This is a genomic window from Arthrobacter sp. Sr33 (assembly GCF_054511195.1).
Genome location: NZ_JBTNDD010000004.1, coordinates 140,658 through 159,251 on the forward strand (window position 1 = coordinate 140,658; position 18,594 = coordinate 159,251).

The 18,594-nt window shown below is 66.6% G+C and carries 15 protein-coding genes; 4 read left to right on the forward strand and 11 right to left on the reverse strand.

Annotated elements, in window-relative coordinates:
* Positions 1-7: 7 nt before the first annotated feature.
* From tsaE to ACX80T_RS07400, 3 genes are all read right to left on the reverse strand, one after another.
* Complete coding sequence (gene tsaE, locus ACX80T_RS07390) at positions 8-544, reverse strand: tRNA (adenosine(37)-N6)-threonylcarbamoyltransferase complex ATPase subunit type 1 TsaE (protein WP_035766234.1); 537 nt, start codon at positions 542-544, stop codon at positions 8-10.
* Positions 531-1,706: an alanine racemase gene (gene alr, locus ACX80T_RS07395; RefSeq protein WP_019481554.1), complete on the reverse strand. Its 1,176-nt coding sequence runs from the start codon at positions 1,704-1,706 to the stop codon at positions 531-533. The genes tsaE and alr overlap by 14 nt, the downstream gene beginning before the upstream one ends.
* 61 nt (positions 1,707-1,767) lie before the next feature.
* The gene (locus ACX80T_RS07400) at positions 1,768-2,856 is read right to left on the reverse strand and encodes a carbohydrate kinase family protein (protein WP_116778310.1); all 1,089 of its coding nucleotides are present in this window, start codon (positions 2,854-2,856) and stop codon (positions 1,768-1,770) included.
* Between the two features lie 91 nt (positions 2,857-2,947).
* Here ACX80T_RS07400 and ACX80T_RS07405 point away from each other — a divergent pair, with 91 nt between their 5' ends.
* Positions 2,948-4,294, forward strand: a complete 1,347-nt coding sequence (locus ACX80T_RS07405; RefSeq protein ID WP_459304100.1) for a family 4 glycosyl hydrolase — start codon at positions 2,948-2,950, stop codon at positions 4,292-4,294.
* A gap of 45 nt (positions 4,295-4,339) precedes the next feature.
* Here ACX80T_RS07405 and ACX80T_RS07410 read toward each other — a convergent pair whose 3' ends face one another.
* The 8 genes from ACX80T_RS07410 to glmS all read right to left on the reverse strand — a co-directional run bounded on the left by ACX80T_RS07410 (position 4,340) and on the right by glmS (position 16,209).
* Positions 4,340-4,852, reverse strand: a complete 513-nt coding sequence (locus ACX80T_RS07410) for a GNAT family N-acetyltransferase (RefSeq protein WP_019481551.1) — start codon at positions 4,850-4,852, stop codon at positions 4,340-4,342.
* 11 nt (positions 4,853-4,863) lie between these two features.
* Positions 4,864-5,910 carry an L-glyceraldehyde 3-phosphate reductase gene (gene mgrA, locus ACX80T_RS07415; RefSeq protein WP_459304101.1) on the reverse strand — a complete coding sequence of 349 codons (1,047 nt, stop codon included), beginning with the start codon at positions 5,908-5,910 and terminating at the stop codon, positions 4,864-4,866.
* A gap of 49 nt (positions 5,911-5,959) precedes the next feature.
* The gene (gene treZ, locus ACX80T_RS07420; protein WP_459304102.1) at positions 5,960-7,696 is read right to left on the reverse strand and encodes a malto-oligosyltrehalose trehalohydrolase; all 1,737 of its coding nucleotides are present in this window, start codon (positions 7,694-7,696) and stop codon (positions 5,960-5,962) included.
* Entirely contained in the window at positions 7,693-10,008 is a 2,316-nt protein-coding gene (gene treY, locus ACX80T_RS07425) for a malto-oligosyltrehalose synthase (RefSeq protein WP_459304103.1), read from the reverse strand. The genes treZ and treY overlap by 4 nt, the downstream gene beginning before the upstream one ends.
* Positions 10,009-10,092: 84 nt before the next feature.
* Positions 10,093-12,273 (reverse strand): glycogen debranching protein GlgX, encoded by a 2,181-nt coding sequence (gene glgX / locus ACX80T_RS07430; protein ID WP_024476822.1) that lies wholly within the window; start codon positions 12,271-12,273, stop codon positions 10,093-10,095.
* A gap of 79 nt (positions 12,274-12,352) precedes the next feature.
* Positions 12,353-13,903, reverse strand: coding sequence for an NAD(P)H-hydrate epimerase (locus tag ACX80T_RS07435; protein WP_459304104.1), 1,551 nt, complete (start codon positions 13,901-13,903; stop codon positions 12,353-12,355).
* A gap of 2 nt (positions 13,904-13,905) precedes the next feature.
* The gene (locus tag ACX80T_RS07440; protein ID WP_019481545.1) at positions 13,906-14,304 is read right to left on the reverse strand and encodes a holo-ACP synthase; all 399 of its coding nucleotides are present in this window, start codon (positions 14,302-14,304) and stop codon (positions 13,906-13,908) included.
* A 6-nt stretch (positions 14,305-14,310) separates the two neighbouring features.
* Entirely contained in the window at positions 14,311-16,209 is a 1,899-nt protein-coding gene (gene glmS, locus ACX80T_RS07445; RefSeq protein WP_026040906.1) for a glutamine--fructose-6-phosphate transaminase (isomerizing), read from the reverse strand.
* Between the two features lie 109 nt (positions 16,210-16,318).
* Here glmS and coaA point away from each other — a divergent pair, with 109 nt between their 5' ends.
* Genes coaA through mscL form a run of 3 tightly spaced genes read left to right on the forward strand, consistent with a single transcriptional unit; the run spans position 16,319 to position 18,551 of the window.
* Positions 16,319-17,302: a type I pantothenate kinase gene (gene coaA / locus ACX80T_RS07450; protein WP_019481543.1), complete on the forward strand. Its 984-nt coding sequence runs from the start codon at positions 16,319-16,321 to the stop codon at positions 17,300-17,302.
* Positions 17,299-18,141: a M15 family metallopeptidase gene (locus ACX80T_RS07455; RefSeq protein WP_459304105.1), complete on the forward strand. Its 843-nt coding sequence runs from the start codon at positions 17,299-17,301 to the stop codon at positions 18,139-18,141. The genes coaA and ACX80T_RS07455 overlap by 4 nt, the downstream gene beginning before the upstream one ends.
* Positions 18,142-18,158: 17 nt before the next feature.
* The gene (mscL, locus tag ACX80T_RS07460) at positions 18,159-18,551 is read left to right on the forward strand and encodes a large conductance mechanosensitive channel protein MscL (RefSeq protein ID WP_459304106.1); all 393 of its coding nucleotides are present in this window, start codon (positions 18,159-18,161) and stop codon (positions 18,549-18,551) included.
* Positions 18,552-18,594 lie beyond the last annotated feature (43 nt).

Sequence of the window (18,594 nt, forward strand, 5' to 3'; positions counted from 1 at the left end):
TGCCAGCCTAATCGAGGGAGCCGACGGCAGACGGCGTATTCGCCCAGCGCTGACCGTACCCCTCGATGAGGACCCGTCGAGGCTCGTCGTCGTCATCGGGGTCAGCGGAGGCGCCGGCCATCGCTGGCCGGTCAAGATGAATCTCGAGGTGGCTCTCGGCCAGATGCTCCACCCGCCCGGCTCCCCACTCGACGACTGTCACGCTGGTATCCATGGTCGATTCCAGGTCGAGGTCATCGATGTCAGCGGCGGATTCCAGCCGGTAGGCGTCGGCGTGTACGAGCGCCGGCCCGCTGGCCAGCGGTGGGTGCACGCGGACGAGGACGAAGGTGGGGGAAATGATCCCCGGCCGGACGCCAAGGCCAACGCCCAGCCCCTGGGTGAAGGTGGTCTTCCCGGCACCGAGTCCGCCGGTGAGGATCAGCAGGTCACCGGCCGCCAGGTCGCCGCCGAGCGCCGCGGCGAACCGCTGCAGTCCGGCGGCCGAGTGCACGGTGAAACTCCGGGACCACGCCGGTCCGCTGTGCCCGCTACTGGTCTGCATCGGCGCTCGTGTCGTTGAGGTAGGTGCGGGGGACGCGGCCACTGATCCGCGTCACTATCTCGTAGTTGATCGAGCCGCTGGCGTCAGCCCAAGCGTCGGCCGACGGTTCGTCGGCGCCGCCGCCAAACAGCACCGCCGGGTGGCCCAGCGGGCTTCGCCCGGTGCCGGCAATTCCGGTGGTCTGCAGGTCGATGACCAGCTGGTCCATGGCGATCCGGCCCACCACCGGGTACTGGCGCCCATCCACCAGCACCGGTGCACCGGTGGCGACCCGGGGGACGCCGTCGGCGTAGCCCACCGGGATCAGCGCTAGCGTTGTGGGTTGGGTGGTGCGGTAGCTGAGGCCGTAGGAGACCCCCTGCCCGGCGGGTACTTCCTTGCAGTTGGCCACCGAGGTGACGAATCGCATTGCGGGGCGCAGGCCCAGCCCCTGCGAACTCTGGCTGCGGAACGGTGAGAGCCCATAGATGCCGAGCCCCACCCGCACCAGGTCGAAGTGCGTGTCTGGGCGGGACAGTGCGCCGGGGGTGTTGGCGAGGTGGCGGAGTTCGACGTCGACGCCGGCGTCCTCGGCCACCGCAACCGCCGCACGGAAGCGGCGGACCTGGTCGTCCGTTTCGTGGCGGTCCGGTTCGTCGGCGACTGCCAGGTGGGAGAAGACCCCGACCACCCGGAGGAGCCCCGCCTCCTGCTGCTCCAGCGCCCGGCCGATCAGCTTGTCCCACAGTTCCGGTGGGCAGCCGTTGCGTCCCAGCCCGGTGTCGATTTTCAGCTGGATCCGCGCGGGCAGTTGCTGGCGCCGGGCCGCTGCCACTACGTGGTCGAGTTCCCATCCGGAGACACCAATGTCGATACCGTTTCTGATGGCCGCCCCGAAATCGGATTCGACGGTGTGCAGCCAGGCGAGGATGGGTGCTTCGATGCCTGCTTCACGCAGGTCCAGCGCCTCCGAGATGTGGGCGACGCCCAACCAGGCGGCACCGGATTCCAGGGCGGCACGAGCCACCTGCCGGGCGCCGTGCCCGTAGCCGTCGGCTTTCACTACCGCCATGACGCGGGCCGGGCTGACGACGTCGGCGATGTGCCTGACATTGTGACGCACTGCGTCCAGATCGACCTCGACCCGCCGTTCGGCTGCCGGGGGTTCAGCTAAGAAACTCACTGGTCCATTCTGTCATTCCTGCGCGGGGGCTCCCGCCGGGCGACCCCGCGCTCGATGAGGTTCACGCGTCGGATTGGCGGGCGATGGTCGCCGAAGCCCGCCGCACTGCTTCCAGCGGAACACCCGAGACCATGTCCTCGAGGAACTCGTAGCGTTTCAGCCACTGTTTGCGGACCTTGTCGCGGGATTCGCTCACCCGGTGCCACCAGTCGGCAATGTCACCCCACCCGGGTGCGGCGAGGGACCCGCCCACTTCCTGCACGGACAGGGCGGCGCACAGGTTGGCGAACCGTAGCCGGTCGGCGAGGGAGAACCCGGCGAGGTCACCCATCACGAAAGCGGCGGCGAAGCAGTCACCCGCCCCGGTGGGGTCATAGGCTTTCACCGGCAGGGCCGGCACCCACTCCTCCTCCCCCGTGATGGAATCGATGGCGATGGCCCCCTGCTGGCCCACCGTGACCACTGCCACCGGCACCCGGTCGGCGAGCGCATACAGGGCCGCCCACGGGTCGTCGGTGCGGGTGTAGGCCATCGCCTCCACATCGTTGGGCACGAAAGCGTGGAAGTACTGCAACGTATCCAGCGCATTTCCCGACCACTGCCCGGTGGGGTCCCAGCCCACATCACCAAACAATTTGGTCCCATTCGCCTGCGCGGCGAGAGCCCAGGGTTCCAGCTGCGGTTCGACGCTGACGACGGCGGCCCGGGCGCGCGGCGGCGGGTCGCCGAGCAGGTCCGTGGCGGAGACCGGCGAGGGGTGTCCGTGGGTCACCATTGACCTGTCGCGTTGCACCGACAGGGACACCGTGACCGGTGAGTGCCAGTTCTCGAATGTCCTCGACCGGGACAGGTCAACATGTTCCTGATCCCGCAGGATGCCCTTGTTGTAGTCACCGTACCCATCGTCGCCGAACGCCGCCGACAGGGTGGTGCGTAACCCCAGCCGGCTCGCGGCGATCGCCTGGTTGGCAACACCACCCGGGCAGGATCCCATCCCGTCAGCCCACACCTCGGTGCCCGGTGACGGCAGGTGTTCAAGGCCGGTGAAAACAATGTCGAGGAAGACTGATCCGCTGAGGAGCAGGTCAAACTCCGGATCGGACGCGGAGCGGCTATCAGCCAGAGGATCAAAACGATGCGCGGTGCCCATGTACGGCACAATACTCTTAGGCCTCCGGCGCGCAGCACACGTGTGACGCCGGACGCCCGCTTATGAGGACACCTACTGCTGCGGAGGGTTCATGAAACTGGTCATCGTGGGCGGCGGCGGCTTCCGGGTTCCGCTGGTGTACCGGGCCCTGGCAACCGGTCAGTTCGCGGGCGTCATCACTGAGGTGGTCCTGCATGATTCGGACCCGTCCCGGCTGAAGGCTATTGCCCGGGTCCTGCAGACGATGCCGCTGCCGGCAGGCTCCAGCCGGCCACAGTTGGAAACCGAGTTGGCCCTTGACCATGCCCTGGCCGGCGCCGATGTGGTCTTCGCGGCCATCCGCAGCGGCGGCGCAGCCGGGCGGGTCCTCGACGAGCGTGTTGCCCTGGACGAGGGCCTGCTGGGCCAGGAAACCGTGGGCGCCGGGGGCATCTCCTACGCACTGCGGTCGGTGCCGCAGATGCTGACGGTCGCTGAATCCATGCGACGAGTCTGCCCCGCCGCGTGGCTGATCAACTTCACCAACCCGGCGGGAATGGTGACCGGCGCGATGCAGGCCGTTCTGGGTGACAAAGCGATTGGAATCTGCGATTCGGCTGCCGGGCTGGTGTCACGCGCGGCGACGGCGGCAGGGGTCCCACTCGTCGAGGGCTCCCTGGCCGGGGTTGACTACGTTGGTCTGAACCATCTGGGCTGGTTGCGTGGCCTGACGTACGAGGACGTCGACCGGCTGCCGGGGTTGCTGGCGGACCCGCAGCGGCTCGCCTCCTTCGAGGAGGGACGGGTGTTCGGGCCGGATCTGCCGAGGCTCCTCGGGGCGGTGCCCAACGAGTACCTGTTCTACTGTTACTTCCACCGCGAGGCGGTCCGGTCCCTGTCGGGGGCCGCTGAAACCCGCGGTGCGTTCCTGCACCGTCAGCAGGAGCAGCTCTACACCGAGTTGCTGACGACGCCCGAGCCCTTCGCGGTGTGGGACGGAGCGCGGCTCGCCCGGGAAGAGGGATACCTGGCCGAGGCCCGCCCGGACGCTGAGGAACGCGATGAAGCCGGCCTGGCTGGGGGCGGTTATGAGCGCATCGCATTGGCGGCGATGCGAGCCCTGCTGACCGGCCAGCCCACCGAGCTGATCGTCAATGTCCGCAATGGGGGCACCCTACCGGCCTTGCCGCCGGACGCCGTCGTCGAACTTCCCGCCCGGCTCGACCAGACCGGTGCCACGCCGCTGCCCGCCGGGCCGCTGACCACCCACCAGCTGGGTCTGATGGGGCAGTTGCTGGCGGTGGAGGAGGCGGTGATTCACGCGGCCGTCCACGCCGACCGGGACTCGGCGCTCCGAGCGTTTCTGGTGCATCCGCTGATCGACTCGGCCCACGCTGCCTCGCGGTTGTTGAACGGGTACGAGCGGGCGTTCCCCGACCTGGCCGCGTTCTGGAGGTAGCCACCCACTTTTGGAGGGGTGTTTCGATGCGGCGGAACGGTCCGGTCAGAGCTCCCGGAACATCAGGTGCAGCCCCACAAAACCTTCGGTCGGGTGCCGGAACGCGCCGGGAACGGTGGTGAGGATCCCGAACCCGAGCGATTCCCACAGCCGCACCGCACGGGTGTTCGTTTCCACGACCGCGTTGAACTGCATCGCGCGGTATCCCTGCTCCCGGGCCTGCGACAGCACCCGGCCGGCCAGAAAACGCCCCACTCCCCTGCCGCCGGCGTCACCGGCCACCAGGAAACTGGCGTTCGCCACGTGCGACCCGCCCCCGCCCCGGTTCGCGTGCAGCTGGGCGGTCCCGACGACGGCGCCACCGGGCACCTCCGCGACGTATACCCGCATCGTGGCGTCGGAGGGGGCCAACCATTCGACCCGCGCCTGCGCTTCGGAAAGCTCAGCGTCCCAGCAGTAGGTCTCACCGGCGCGCAGCACCGGTTCCATGATGGCCCAGAGGGCGGGCCAGTCCGCCTCGGTGGCTTCACGGACGTGCAGTGCCCCAGCGTCGGACATCGGTGGGACGCCTAGGCGTCGAGGGCCTTGGCCCACAGGTTGATGTCCGATTCGACGGCGAACTCGTCGATGGCGGTGAGCTCGTCCTGGCTGAACTCGAGGTTCTTCACGGCTGTCAGGCTGTTCTCCAGCTGCGTCACGCTTGACGCGCCGATCAGGGCCGATGTGATGGGGCTGCCCTTGGACTGCTCGCGCAGGATCCAGGCGATTGCCATCTGCGCCAGCGACTGGCCACGGTCCTGGGCGATCCGGTTGAGGCCGCGGACCCGGCGCAGGTTGTCCTCGGAAAGGTGCTCTTCCGACAGCGACTTGTTGGACGCCGCGCGGGAGCCCTCGGGAATTCCGTCGAGGTAGCGGTCGGTCAACAGCCCCTGGGCCAGTGGCGAGAAGGCGATTGATCCGACGCCCTCCTGCTCCAGCACCTCGGGCAGGTTGGGAGTGCCGTTCTCCACCCAGCGGTTCAGCATTGAGTAAGAGGGCTGGTGGATCAGCAGAGGCGTGCCGAGATCCCTGAGGATTGCTGCGGCTTCGGCAGTTTTCTCCGGCGAGTAGGAGGAGATCCCCGCGTACAGGGCCCGCCCCGACCGCACCGCGGTGTCCAGGGCCCCCATGGTCTCCTCGAGCGGCGTGTTCGGGTCGGGACGGTGGCTGTAGAAAATGTCCACATAGTCCAGCCCCATCCGGTTCAGTGACTGGTCGAGGCTCGCGAGCAGGTATTTCCGGGATCCCCACTCGCCGTAGGGGCCCGGCCACATGTCGTAGCCGGCCTTGCTGGAAATGACCAGCTCGTCGCGGAACGGAGCAAAGTCGTCCTTGAGGTGCCGTCCGAAATTCGTTTCGGCGCTACCGGCAGGGGGTCCGTAGTTGTTGGCCAGGTCGAAGTGGGTGACCCCGAGGTCGAAGGCACGCCGCAAAATGGCGCGCTGATCGGCGAACGGCTTGTCATCCCCGAAGTTGTGCCACAGGCCGAGCGACACCGCGGGGAGCTGCAGTCCGCTGCGCCCCACCCGTCGGTAGGGCATCGTTTCGTAACGGTCATCGGCTGGGTGATACGTCATGGGTCTCTCCTGGGTCTGGGGGAAGGGTGGTGCGGCGGGGCTGGCTGAATCAGCTGAGAATTGCCGACCCGCGGGCCGGCAGGGTGCACCGGCCGGCGTCCAGCACCTCGCCTGGGACGGTGGATAGCAGTACCTGTGAGGCGTCCACGGGAACGGTCCGCTCCTCGTCGGCGAGATTGACGACGACGACGGTCCCGCCGCGGCGGATCGCCAGCCACTTCTCGGGCTCGCTGAAGTCGACGGACACAGCAGTGAAGTCGGGATTCATCAGGTCGGGGGTGTCGCGCCGCAACCGGATCAGCTGGCGGTACACCTCCAGGAGGCGCGCGTGGTCGCCGGTCTCCACTTCATCCCAGTCCAGCTTGGCTGACGCGAAGGTCTCTGGATCCTGCGGGTTGGGCACGGTGTCGGCGTCCCAGCCCATCCGTTCGAACTCGCGCAGACGGCCCTCGGCTGTTGCCTTGCCCAGTTCCGGTTCGGGGTGGGAGGTGAAGAACGGCCAGGGGGTGGAGGCACCAAATTCTTCGCCCATGAACAGCATCGGGGTGAAGGGCCCGGCCAGGTTCAGGACGGCGGCCTGCGCCAGTTGGGCGAAGCCAACGGTGGCACCCATCCGGTCGCCGGCCGCCCGGTTGCCGATCTGGTCGTGATTCTGCGTGCAGACCACCAGCTGGTGGGAGGTGATGTGGGCTGGGTCGATGGGCCGTCCGTGGCCGCGTTCGCGGAAAGACGAGTAGGTTCCGTTGTGGAAGAACCCGTCTTCCATCACCTTGGCCAGTGCGCCAACCGAGTCGAAATCTTCGTAGTAGCCGGTGGTTTCCCCGGTCACGTTGACGTGCACAGCGTGGTGGAAATCGTCGCTCCACTGACCGGTCAGTCCGTATCCACCCGCCGCACGGGAGGTTATGAGCCGCGGATTGTTCAGGTCTGACTCAGCGACCAGAAACAGGGGTTTGCCCAGTTCCTTGGCGAGGGTGTCAGTTTCCTGAGCGAATTCTTCAAGAATGTGCAGGGCGCGTTCGTCGTGCAGTGCGTGCACTGCGTCGAGGCGGAGGCCGTCGACGTGGAAATCGCTGAACCACATCCGAATATTGTCCAGCACGTAGCGGCGGACCTCATCGGACAGCGGCCCATCGAGGTTCAGCGAATCACCCCAGGTGTTCGCTTTGCCTTCGGTGAGGTACGGGCCGAACTGGCCGAGATAGTTGCCGCTGGGTCCCAGGTGGTTGTGCACCACATCCTGGATGACCCCCAGACCCCGCTGGTGCGCCGCGTCGACGAACCGCTGGTATCCGGCGGGACCCCCGTAGGTCTCCTGGATCGCGAACCAGAGGACGCCGTCGTAACCCCAGTTGTGGGTGCCGTTGAACGCGTTCACGGGGAGGAGTTCGATGTGCTGGACGCCGAGCCCAACCAGGTAGTCGAGCTTCCCGATCGCCGCATCGAAGGTGCCCTCGGGCGTGAAGGTCCCGATGTGCAGTTCGTAGATCACTCCGCCGTTGAGACCCGGCGAAGCCCAGGAGCTGTCCTGCCACGAGTGGGCGCTCGGGTCGAAGGTCTGGGACAGTCCGTGCACGCCGTCGGGCTGGCAGCGGGACCGGGGATCGGGGATCGGCGACTCGGCGCCGTCCACCAGATACCCGTAGGTGGTGCTCTCCGTTGCCGCCGGGAGGGCGTCAACGGTCCACCAGCCGTCGTCGGTTTTGGTCATGGCCGCGGTGGTGCCGTCCGCGTGCAGCGAGAGGGTGGTTGCCTTCGGGGCCCAGACGTCGAATGGTTTCCTCATGATGCGTCCTCCCGGACCAGCAGTGCTACTGGGTAGGTTTCAAAAATGGTTCCGGCCGGCACGGGACCGCCGGAGAAGGTTGCACCGGTAATGGCGCAGCTGTACTGGCCGTCCGGAAGCACGATTGAGGTGTCCCTCCAGCCGCCCTGGCGTTCGAGGCCGAGGGGTAGCCGGGTCACCAGGGTGACGGCTCCCCCGCGGTCGAAGGCGAACACGTGATCGGCGGCCGCACCGGTTGTCGCCACGGCGGTGTACCCGCCGAACAGTTCGGGCCGGTCGCGGCGTAGCTTCAGGGCACGGGAGACCACGAGTAGCTTCGCCACCGCTGACTCGTCGACCGCCGGCAGCGCACCGAAGGCCAGGTTCACCAGTGCTTGTTTCCGCGCTTCAAAGTCCACGGGCCTGCGGTTGTCGGGGTCCACCAGTGAGTCTTCCCAGAATTCCGAACCCTGATACACATCGGGGACGCCCGGCATGGTCAGCTGCAACAGCTTCGCGCTCAGGGAGTTTGACCAGCCGTAGCCCTTGATCTTGTCCACCAAAGCGGTGACGAGGGCAGTGACCGCCGGGTTGTCGTAGGCCGCGTCGACCGCGGCATGCATGCGGTCCTCGAAGGCGGCGTTCGGGGCTGTCCAGTGGGTACTGGAGTCGGCTTCACGGGACGCCTTTTCCACGTAGGCGTGGGCCCGTTCGCGGCTGAGCGGCCACGCGCCGACCATGGCCTGCCACAGCAGTGACGAGAATGCCGGGTCCCCGAGGGGTGCTGCGCCGTCGAGCTGGTCAAGAATTGAGGCCCAGTCGTCGGCCAGCTCGGAGAGCACTGTGATCCTCGCGCGGGTGTCTTCGCTACGTTTGGTGTCGTGGGTGCTGAGCGCTGTCATGGACAGTGGGTTGTCACGCTGGCGGCGCAGCAGCCGGTTGTGCATTTCAGTCCGGTTGATCGAGAAAATGGACGGGTCGGCGCCCACCTCGTTCAGGGAGGTCAGCCGGTTGTACCGGTAGAACGCGGTGTCCTCGACCCCTTTGGCCATCACCATGCCCGAGGTCTGCTGGAACCTGGTGGCCAGCTCCGTCAATGCGGAGTCAGGGTCGGCAAGATACGGGTTAAGCAGTTGGTGCAGGGCGCTCAGCGTGTCGGCCAGGTCCGGGCGGTGCACCTGCGCGGCGAGGACGGCGTCGTCGAGGTACCCCGCACCACCGGGCAGGTAACTGCGGTAGACCGGGAAACACGCCAGCAGTTCGGCGATAGCGTCGGCGGTCTGCTCGGCGTCGAGGCCGGCATCGGCCGGAACCAGGCGGGTCAGCCGCAGCACCTCCGACCGGAGGATCCCATCGGCGATCCCGCGTTTGGTGCCGTGGATCATCGAGTGGAAATCCTCGGCCGGCGCAACCCGTTCAAGTGCGGCTTGGCCGGCCGGGTCCACGAACAGGCGGTCAATATCGGCGAGCGCGTCGTAGCCGGTGGTGCCTTCGGTCGCCCATTCCGGCGGGAGGACTTCGCCCGGCTCCAGAATTTTCTCGACCAGGACATAGGCCCCGCCGGTGAGTTCACGCAACCGGTCCAGGTAGCCTGCAGGGTCGGCCAGCCCGTCCGGGTGATCGATCCGGAGCCCATCCACCAGGGATTCCTCAAACCAGCTGCGGATCTCGCTGTGGGACTCATCGAAGACCCGTGGCACTTCGACTCGCACCCCCGCCAGGGTGTTGACGCCGAAGAACCGGCGGTAGTTCAGTTCGCTGTCCGCGCGCCGCCAGTTCACCAGCTCGTAGTGCTGCCGGGCATGCACGGCCTGGGCCGTGTCTCCAGTTTCGTAGCTGCCGTCAGCGATCGGGAACCGGTGATCGTAGTAGCGCAGTTCCCCGCCGTCGAGCTCCAGGGCCGACAGTTCGTCATCCCCGTCGCCGAGGACCGGCAGACGGATCTTCCCGTCCGCGGTCGCCCAGTCGACGTCGAACGCCTCGGCGTAGGGCGAGTTCTGCCCGCCCTTGAGCAGCGAGGACCACCAGGGGTTCTGCGCAGGGGTCTGCACCCCCAGGTGGTTGGGCACAATGTCCACCAGGACGCCGAGCCCCGCCGCATGCGCGGCGTCCGAGAGCGCCACGAAGGCGTCCCGTCCGCCGCGCTCCGGGTCGATCGCCGTGGGATCGGTGACATCGTAACCGTGTCCCGATCCCTTCTCGGCCGTCAGCACCGGCGACAGGTACACCCAGTCCACGCCCAGGTCCCGCAGGTAAGGGACCACCGCCGCGGCAGCCCTCAGGTCGAACTCGGATTGAATCTGCAACCGGTAGGTCGACTTCGGGATCCTCATGGATGTACTCCTGAACTTCGGTGCTGTGTGTCGTTCGAACTGCGGCAGGGTGAACTGCTGCGGTGCCTGGGGTGACCCAGGCGGTTAGGCGCCGCCGGGCTGGTGCGAGTTGGCCAACGCAGCCAGTGACGCTGCCACCGAGTGATCGAGATCCTCGGTTTCGGCGTGGGCGCGCAACACCACCATTGACTTGGCTTCCAGCGTGATCGTGGCTTCCGCGGGGATGGCGTCCGAGTCGGCGTACTTGCCGGCGGTATCGATGACCTCGTCCCAGGTCGGGGCGTACTCCTGCGGTGGGAGGGTGAAGTCGACCGGCTCGTCGCTGGCGTTGAACAGCAGCAGGAAGTTCTGGTCGGTGATCCGCTGCCCGCGGGCGTCGCGGCCGGAGATACCCTGGCCGTTCAGGAACACGCCAATGGATCGGCCGAACCCGGTGTCCCAATCCTCCGGTGCCATGACGGTGCCGTCGGTGCCCAGCCATACGATGTCCGGCAGGGCCTCGCCCTCGCCGCGTCGTACCGGCCGGCCGTCGAAGAACCGGCGACGGCGGAACGTCGGGTGCTCCGACCGCAGCCGGTTCACAGCGGCGGTGAATTCGAGCAGCGGCTGGTCCATCTGGTCCCAGTGAATCCAGCTGATCTCGGAGTCCTGTGCATAGGTGTTGTTGTTGCCCTGCTGGGTGCGGCCCAGCTCATCACCGTGCAGCAGCATTGGCACACCCTGCGACAGCAGGAGGGTGGCAATGAAGTTGCGCTGCTGGCGGACCCTGAGGGTATTGACCTCGGGGTTGTCGGTGGGGCCTTCCTCACCGCAGTTCCAGGACCGGTTGTGGGTTTCGCCGTCGTTGTTGTCTTCACCGTTGGCGTCATTGTGCTTCTCGTTGTAGGACACGAGGTCGCGGATGGTGAAGCCATCATGGGCGGTGACGAAGTTGATCGATGCGACCGGGCGGCGTGCTGACTGCTCATAGAGGTCTGCTGAGCCGGTCAGGCGTGAGGCGAATTCGCCCAGTGTCGACGGTTCTCCACGCCAGAAGTCACGCACCGTGTCGCGGTACTTGCCGTTCCACTCGGTCCACTGCGGTGGGAAGTTGCCCACCTGGTAGCCGCCGGGTCCAACGTCCCACGGCTCGGCGATGAGCTTGACCTGGGAGACCACTGGGTCCTGCTGCACCAGTTCGAAGAACGCCGACAGGCGGTCGACGTCGTAGAACTCGCGGGCCAGGGTGGACGCGAGGTCGAAGCGGAAGCCGTCGACGTGCATTTCCGTCACCCAGTAGCGCAGTGAGTCCATCAGGAGCTGCAGGGAGTGCGGGTTGCCCACGTTCAGTGAGTTGCCGGTGCCGGTGTAATCCATGTAGTACTTCTTGTCGTCTTCGACGAGCCGGTAGTACGCGGAGTTGTCGATGCCGCGCATCGACAGGGTGGGGCCCAGATGGTTGCCCTCGGCGGTGTGGTTGTACACGACGTCGAGAATCACTTCGATGCCGGCCAGGTGGAGTTCACGCACCATGGCCTTGAATTCCTGGACCTGTTCGCCGGTGTCACCGGCGGAGCCGTAGGTGTTGTGCGGTGCGAAGAAGCCGATGGTGTTGTAGCCCCAGTAGTTGGTGAGGCCCTTTTCCTGGAGGGTGCTGTCATTGACGAACTGGTGCACTGGCATCAGTTCGATGGCGGTGATTCCCAGCTTCTGCAGGTGCGAGATGACTGAAGGGTGCGCAACGCCGGCGTACGTGCCGCGCTGTTCCTCGGGGACCTCCGGGTGCAGCTGGGTGAGTCCCTTGACATGGGCTTCGTAAATGACCGACTGGTGGTACGGGATCCGTGGCTTACGGTCGCCGTCCCAGTCGAAGAATGGGTTGACGACGACGCCCAGCATCATGTGGGGTGCCGAATCGTCATTGTTGATCGAGTTTTCGTCGCCGAAGTTGTACCCGAACAGTGCCGGGTCCCAGTCCATCTGGCCGTGGACGGCCTTGGCGTACGGGTCCAGGAGGAGCTTGTTCGGGTTGCAGCGGTGGCCCTCTTCGGGGGCGTTGGGACCGTGGACCCGGTAGCCATACTTCTGGCCCGGGACGATGTGCGGTAGGTACCCGTGCCAGACGTAGCCGTCCACCTCGTTGAGGTGCACGCGGGTTTCGGTGCCGTCGTCCTCGAACAGGCAGAGCTCCACCCTGTCGGCAATCTCGCTGTACAACGCAAAGTTGGTACCGGTGCCGTCATAGGTAGCGCCCAAAGGGTACGCTTCGCCGGGCCAGAGTTCCATGTGTTCTCCTGAAGTGGTGTAATTCGTTGGTCGAAAAGTGAACGGTCCAGCTACCTTCATAGCGCAACCAGGTGACTAGTTAGTGAATTGTGTCCTTGCCGGGTGGTGCGGTGAGCAGGTCCGCGAGGACCGCACCAAGGTGTTGCGGCAGCTCCGAGACCACGATCGGCCCGAACCCGGCAGCCCTGGTCCCCGCCAGACCGTGGAGCAGCGCCGCAGCTGCTGCTATCGCCGCCCACTTGTCCTGCACCGGTACGCCGATGCGGTCGATGGCAGCGTCGCCGTCGTCGTCGGCAAGTGTTGCCACCAGGGCGCCCAGTATGCCAGCGAGCGTATCCCCCGACCCTGCAGTGGCGAGCCACGGCGTCGCTTCCGCCTGGCTGAACAGCGTGCCCGACGGCGACGCCACCACTGTGACTGCACCCTTGAGCAGCACTGTGGCACCGGTGAGCTCAGCCGCGATGCGGGCGTACTCGGTGGGGGCCGCCTCGATGTCGCGCCGGGTCGCCCTGACCTTGCGCCTCGCCAGCACCGCCTGCAGCTCGCCCGCATGAGGGGTCAGGATCACCTGTGGTCCCAGCCTGCGCGGCAGGAGGGCCAGTGCACCGGCGTCGACCACCGTGGGCAAGCCGGACGCCATCGCGTCGCGGGCCCGGCGCCGCTGGTCCGGGTCCTCGTCGGCCCCGGGGCCAACCAACCAGGCCTGAACGTGGGTCGGCTTGACCTGCCCCTGGGAGCAGACCGCCTCGGGGTGGGTCCGGTTGACCAGGGCGGCGACCGACGGTGGTCCGAGATACCTGACCATTCCCAGCCCGGTGGCCAGGGCGGCTCCGGTTGCCAGGACCGCCGCGCCCGGGTACATCGCCGAACCGGCGGCAATGCCGAGCACTCCGCGGGTGTACTTGTGGTCGGCGGGGCGGGGCCTGCGGTACAGGGCCGCTGCGTCGGCGGCCTCGAGACGGAATAGGTCAGGTTCCGGCAGCGACTCGGAGAGCCCAATGTCGACGACGACGACGCGCCCCGCGGCGTGCGCCCCCGGCCCCGTGAGGAGCCCGGTCTTGAGCGCACCGAAGGTGACCGTGAGGTCGGCGTGAAGGACCGGTTCGTTGACCATGCCGGTGTCCGCATCCACCCCGCTGGGAAGGTCGCAGGCGACGACGATGCCGGTAGCCGCCGCGGCGAGCTCCCGGACCAGGGTGGCCGCGGGTTCGCGGAGACCGCCGGACCCGCCGATCCCCAGAATCCCGTCAATGACAAGGTCCGCCGCGGCGGTTGACCCCACCAGGCGTCCAGTGGTCGCTGGGCTGAGCAGTTCAACGCGGCCGCCGGCGCGTTGAAACGCTGCGAGTGCCAGCGGATGAGTGGTGGCGGAGGTGAGGATTGCCGTCGTGCGCACTCCCCTGCCGGCCAGGCGTGCGGCCGCGAAAAGGGCGTCGCCGGCGTTGTTGCCGCTGCCGGCGAGAACCACCGCTGTGCGCCCGTAACAGCCGCCGGTCCGGCTGATCAGTTCGGCGGCGGCGGCAGCGTAAAGACCGTGGGCTGCGCGCTGCATCAGGGCAGCGCCGTGCCCGGCGTCGAGGAGAGGGGCTTCAGCCGAACGGATCGCACTGCCCGAATAGGCGCTAAGCATACTTAGGAGTCTATCCCGACCGACGGTGCTGTTGATGCCACGGGTCCGGCTTCGGCTTCGGCGACCACCATCGCCGTCGCCACCCCTCCGTCATGGCTGAGCGAGAGGTGCCAGCGGTGCACACCCTTCGCGGCGGCGGCGGCCGCCACGGTGCCTTTGACTTCCACCGATGGGCTGCCGGCAGCGTCGAGCCCAATCCAGCAGTCCTGCCAGTTCATTCCCGCGGGGGCGCCGAGGGCCTTGGCCACCGCCTCTTTGGCGGCGAACCGGGCGGCGAGCGAGCGCAGGTTCAGCACCCGCTCGGCCGGCACGAACAATCGTTCACGCAGGCCAGGCGTCCGTTCCAGCTGCCGCCCGAACCGGTCTATGTCAACAACGTCAACGCCTATGCCAACGATCATCGGTTATTACTCAACCGTGACTGACTTGGCCAGGTTGCGGGGCTGGTCGACGTCGTACCCCTTGGCGGACGCCAGCTCGCAGGCGAAGATCTGCAGCGGCACAGTGGTGAGCAGCGGTGCCAGCAGGGTAGGAGTCTTGGGTACGTAGAACACGTGTTCGGCGTAGGCTTCCACCGAGGTGTCGCCTTCCTCCGCGATCACGATGGTGACTGCACCGCGGGCGCGAATCTCCTGGATGTTGGAGACCACCTTGGCGTGCAGGGAGTCCCTGCCGTTCGGTGACGGCACCACGACGACCACCGGCTGCCCATCTTCGATCAACGCGATGGGGCCGTGCTTCAGCTCACCGGCGGCGAACCCTTCGGCGTGGATGTAGGCGAGTTCCTTGAGCTTCAAGGCACCCTCCATCGCCACGGGGAATCCGACGTGCCGGCCCAGGAAGAGCACCGACTTGGCGTTGGACATGTCGCGGGCAAGCTTCTTGACCTTGTCGGCGTTGTCCAGGATGCTCTGGATCTTCGCTGGCATTTCGGCGAGATCGGCGAGGACGTCCGCGATCTCGTCGCCGAACTTGTTGCCGCGCAGTTGCGCCAGGTACAGACCCAGCAGGTAGGCGGCGGTGATCTGGGCGAGGAACGCCTTCGTCGAGGCGACGGCGATTTCCGGACCGGCGTGGGTGTACAGCACGGCGTCTGACTCACGCGGAATGGTGGATCCGTTGGTGTTGCAGATCGCCACCACCTTGGCGCCCTGTTCGCGGGCGTAACGCACCGCCATCAGGGTGTCCATGGTTTCACCGGACTGGGAGATGGCGACGACGAGTGTCTTCTCGTTGACGATCGGATCGCGGTACCTGAACTCATGGGAGAGTTCCACTTCAGTGGGGATACGGCACCAGTGCTCGATGGCGTACTTGGCCACCTGCCCGGCGTAGGCCGACGTACCGCAAGCGAGGACAACGATCTTGTCCACGGAGCGCAGGATGGTCTCGTCGATCCGCAGTTCATCGAGGATCAGCTTGCCCTTCGCATCGGAGCGGCCCAGGAGGGTCTGCGCGACGGCGTCGGGCTGGTCATTGATTTCCTTCTCCATGAAGGAGGGGTAGCCGCCCTTTTCCGCGGCTGCCGCGTCCCAGTCCACGTGGAATTCCTTGCCCTCGGCCGGGGCGCCGAAGAAGTCGGTGATGACGACGTCGTCGGGAGTGATGGTGACTACCTGATCCTGGCCCAGCTCAACGGCGCGGCGGGTGAAGTCAATGAAGCCCGACACATCGGAGCCGAGGAAATTCTCGCCGTCGCCGAGACCGACGACGAGGGGCGAGTTGCGGCGGGCCGCGACGACGATACCCGGTGAGTCCTGGTGCACGGCGAGGAGGGTGAAGGCGCCTTCCAGCTGCTGGCTGGCTTTGCGCATGGCATTGGGGAGCGGATCAGGGTCGCCGGCGGCCGACAGCTCCCGGTAGATGCTGCCGAGCAGGGCTGCCGCCACCTCGGTGTCCGTTTCGGAGAGGAAGGTTTCGCCCTGCTCAAGCAGTGCTGCCTTGAGTTCGGCGAAGTTCTCGATGATGCCGTTGTGAATGACGGCCAGCCGGCCGTTGTCAGCGAGGTGGGGGTGCGCGTTGGTGTCATTGGGTGCGCCGTGGGTCGCCCAACGGGTGTGGCCGATACCGGTCAGGGACGCGGTCAGCGGGCGGGCCTCAAGTTCGGCCACCAGGTTGCTGAGCTTGCCTGACTTCTTCCGCGACTCGATGCCGTTGGGGGTCAATACTGCCACTCCGGCCGAGTCGTAGCCGCGATACTCAAGGCGCCGCAAACCCTCCATGACGACGTCGAGCGCGCCATGGGTTCCCGTTGTACCGTCTGAGGACACTGTTGATCGGCCTACGTAGCCTACGATTCCACACATGGGCTTAAGAGTACCGTCAGCCCGGGCGTTCAGACGCAGGCCGCCGCTCCGCCGGAGCGGCCCGCCCCGGTGAGGTTCGCATCTGGGGCCGCCAACAGGCACAATTCAGATGGTGAATGAGACAAATCCCGGGGTGACCGCGGGCAATGGTGCGGAGAGCAACTTCACACCCTTCGTTGAGCTGGACCGCCAGACCTGGGCCCGGCTCTCAAATGAGATCAGCTCCCCCCTCGATCTTGAGGACATTCTTCGGCTGCGGGGGTTGGGCGACGAGCTCAACCTCGACGAGGTGCGTGAGGTCTACCTTCCCCTTTCGCGGCTCCTATCCCTTTACGTGGCGGCCGCGGGCGAGTTGCATGCCGCTACCACGACGTTCCTGGGCGAACAGCGCACCCGCACCCCTTTCGTCATCGGGGTCGCCGGTTCGGTGGCCGTCGGAAAATCGACGACCGCCCGCGTGCTGCGCGAGCTGTTGAGCCGCTGGCCGGACACCCCCAACGTGGAGCTGGTCACCACCGACGGGTTCCTGTACCCGAATGATGAGCTGGAACGCCGCGGCCTGATGCAGCGCAAGGGCTTCCCCGAATCCTACGATCGACGACGCCTGCTCAGGTTTGTCAGCGAGGTCAAGAGCGGCGCCGATGAGGTGCGCGCCCCGTGGTACTCCCACCTGACCTACAACATCGTGCCCGACCGTGAAGTGGTGGTGAGGCGTCCCGACGTGCTCATTGTCGAGGGCCTCAACGTGCTCGCGCCAGCCAGGACCCGCGCCGATGGGCGGTCCGGCCTGGCCCTGAGCGACTTCTTCGACTTCTCCATTTATGTGGACGCCAAGACCTCCTACATTGAGCAGTGGTACGTCCAGCGGTTCCAGTCGCTGCGCTCCGGTGCGTTCGCCAACCCCCAGTCCTATTTCCACCGGTATGCGTCGTTGACCGATGACGAGGCCCGCGAGACGGCGCTCGGCATCTGGAAACGGATCAACGAGCCCAACCTGATGGCCAATGTGCTGCCCACCAGGGGCCGGGCGCAGCTGGTGCTGACCAAGGAAGCCGACCACTCAGTGCGGCGAATGCTGCTCCGGAAGACATGACCGGGATGCGTCGGTGGCCCGCCCGACCGCTATTGGTGACGGCTGCGATCCTGGCTGCTGCCGTCTCCGGCTGCGGAACACCCGATCCGGACCCCACGGCATCGGACCTCCCAGGCCTTGCCGTCGGGGAGATCCCCGCACCCGCCCAACGGTCGCCGTCGTCAGCGGCCACCGCCACTGCCACTGCTGGCCCGGTCCCCGCCACTGCTGGCCCGGTCCCTGCCAGCTCGGCGACGGACGCCTACGCCGATCCCTCGGCTGCCACCGTCGTCGTCAACAAACGGCGGCCGCTCGACCCGATCGACTACGCCCCATCGGACCGGGTCCTCCCCGAGGTGCCCCTCGCGACGGACCGCGTCAATGCAACGCTGCGCCCTGATGTGGCCGAGGCCGTGGAGGAAATGTTCGCCGCGGCCGCCGACGACGACGTCTGGCTCACCCTGGTCAGCGGCTACCGCTCCTATGCCGTGCAGGCCTCTACCTACGACTACTGGGTGAGCCGCAACGGCAGCCCCGAAGACGCGGATAACTATTCGGCCCGACCGGGCTTCTCGGAGCACCAGACCGGGCTCGCCTTCGATATCGGTCAGGATGACGGCGCCTGCACCCTCCGGTCCTGCTTCAGCGACACGACGGCAGCAGGCTGGGCAGCGGATAACGCCCACGAGTTCGGGTTCATCCTCAGATACCCGGAGGGCCGGCAGGAAACCACCGGGTTCCTCGCGGAAGCCTGGCATTACCGTTTCGTCGGGACAGACACTTCTGCGGCCATGAGGGCTGACGGAGTGGAAACCCTGGAGGAGTTCTTCGGGCTGCCCGAAGCGCCCGACTACGGCTAAGCCGATATCCTAGACGAATGCTAAACGGATTCAAGACCTTCATCATGAAGGGCAACGTCATCGACCTTGCGGTCGCAGTGGTTCTGGGTACGGCGTTCGGCGCCGTTGTCAAAGCGCTGGTCGATTCGGTGTTCATGCCGCTGGTCTCGGCGCTGGTGGGATCCCCGAACTTCGACGACTTCGCGAAAGTCACGATCAACGGGAACGACATTCTGTTCGGGGTCCTGCTGACCGCGGTCGTCAACTTCCTGCTGGTAGCAGCGGCGATCTACTTCGTCGTCGTGCTTCCAATGAACAAGATGATCGAACGACGCAACCGGAACCTCGGAATCGTCGAGCAGGAACCCGCCGTGGATCCCCAGATCGAGCTGCTCACCGAGATCAGGGACAGCCTCGCCGCTCGTCGCTAGCCCGCCCCTGTGAGCAGGGCTGGCCGGGAAACTCTTGACTACC

What these genes read in the sequence shown, in the direction of transcription:
- tsaE (WP_035766234.1), bottom strand. Translation starts at nt 544, where the DNA reads ATGCAGACCAGTAGCGGGCACAGCGGACCGGCGTGGTCCCGGAGTTTC.
- ACX80T_RS07400 (WP_116778310.1), bottom strand. Translation starts at nt 2,856, where the DNA reads ATGGGCACCGCGCATCGTTTTGATCCTCTGGCTGATAGCCGCTCCGCG.
- ACX80T_RS07405 (WP_459304100.1), top strand. Translation starts at nt 2,948, where the DNA reads ATGAAACTGGTCATCGTGGGCGGCGGCGGCTTCCGGGTTCCGCTGGTG.
- ACX80T_RS07410 (WP_019481551.1), bottom strand. Translation starts at nt 4,852, where the DNA reads ATGTCCGACGCTGGGGCACTGCACGTCCGTGAAGCCACCGAGGCGGAC.
- mgrA (WP_459304101.1), bottom strand. Translation starts at nt 5,910, where the DNA reads ATGACGTATCACCCAGCCGATGACCGTTACGAAACGATGCCCTACCGA.
- treZ (WP_459304102.1), bottom strand. Translation starts at nt 7,696, where the DNA reads ATGAGGAAACCATTCGACGTCTGGGCCCCGAAGGCAACCACCCTCTCG.
- treY (WP_459304103.1), bottom strand. Translation starts at nt 10,008, where the DNA reads ATGAGGATCCCGAAGTCGACCTACCGGTTGCAGATTCAATCCGAGTTC.
- glgX (WP_024476822.1), bottom strand. Translation starts at nt 12,273, where the DNA reads ATGGAACTCTGGCCCGGCGAAGCGTACCCTTTGGGCGCTACCTATGAC.
- ACX80T_RS07435 (WP_459304104.1), bottom strand. Translation starts at nt 13,903, where the DNA reads ATGCTTAGCGCCTATTCGGGCAGTGCGATCCGTTCGGCTGAAGCCCCT.
- ACX80T_RS07440 (WP_019481545.1), bottom strand. Translation starts at nt 14,304, where the DNA reads ATGATCGTTGGCATAGGCGTTGACGTTGTTGACATAGACCGGTTCGGG.
- glmS (WP_026040906.1), bottom strand. Translation starts at nt 16,209, where the DNA reads ATGTGTGGAATCGTAGGCTACGTAGGCCGATCAACAGTGTCCTCAGAC.
- coaA (WP_019481543.1), top strand. Translation starts at nt 16,319, where the DNA reads ATGGTGAATGAGACAAATCCCGGGGTGACCGCGGGCAATGGTGCGGAG.
- ACX80T_RS07455 (WP_459304105.1), top strand. Translation starts at nt 17,299, where the DNA reads ATGACCGGGATGCGTCGGTGGCCCGCCCGACCGCTATTGGTGACGGCT.
- mscL (WP_459304106.1), top strand. Translation starts at nt 18,159, where the DNA reads ATGCTAAACGGATTCAAGACCTTCATCATGAAGGGCAACGTCATCGAC.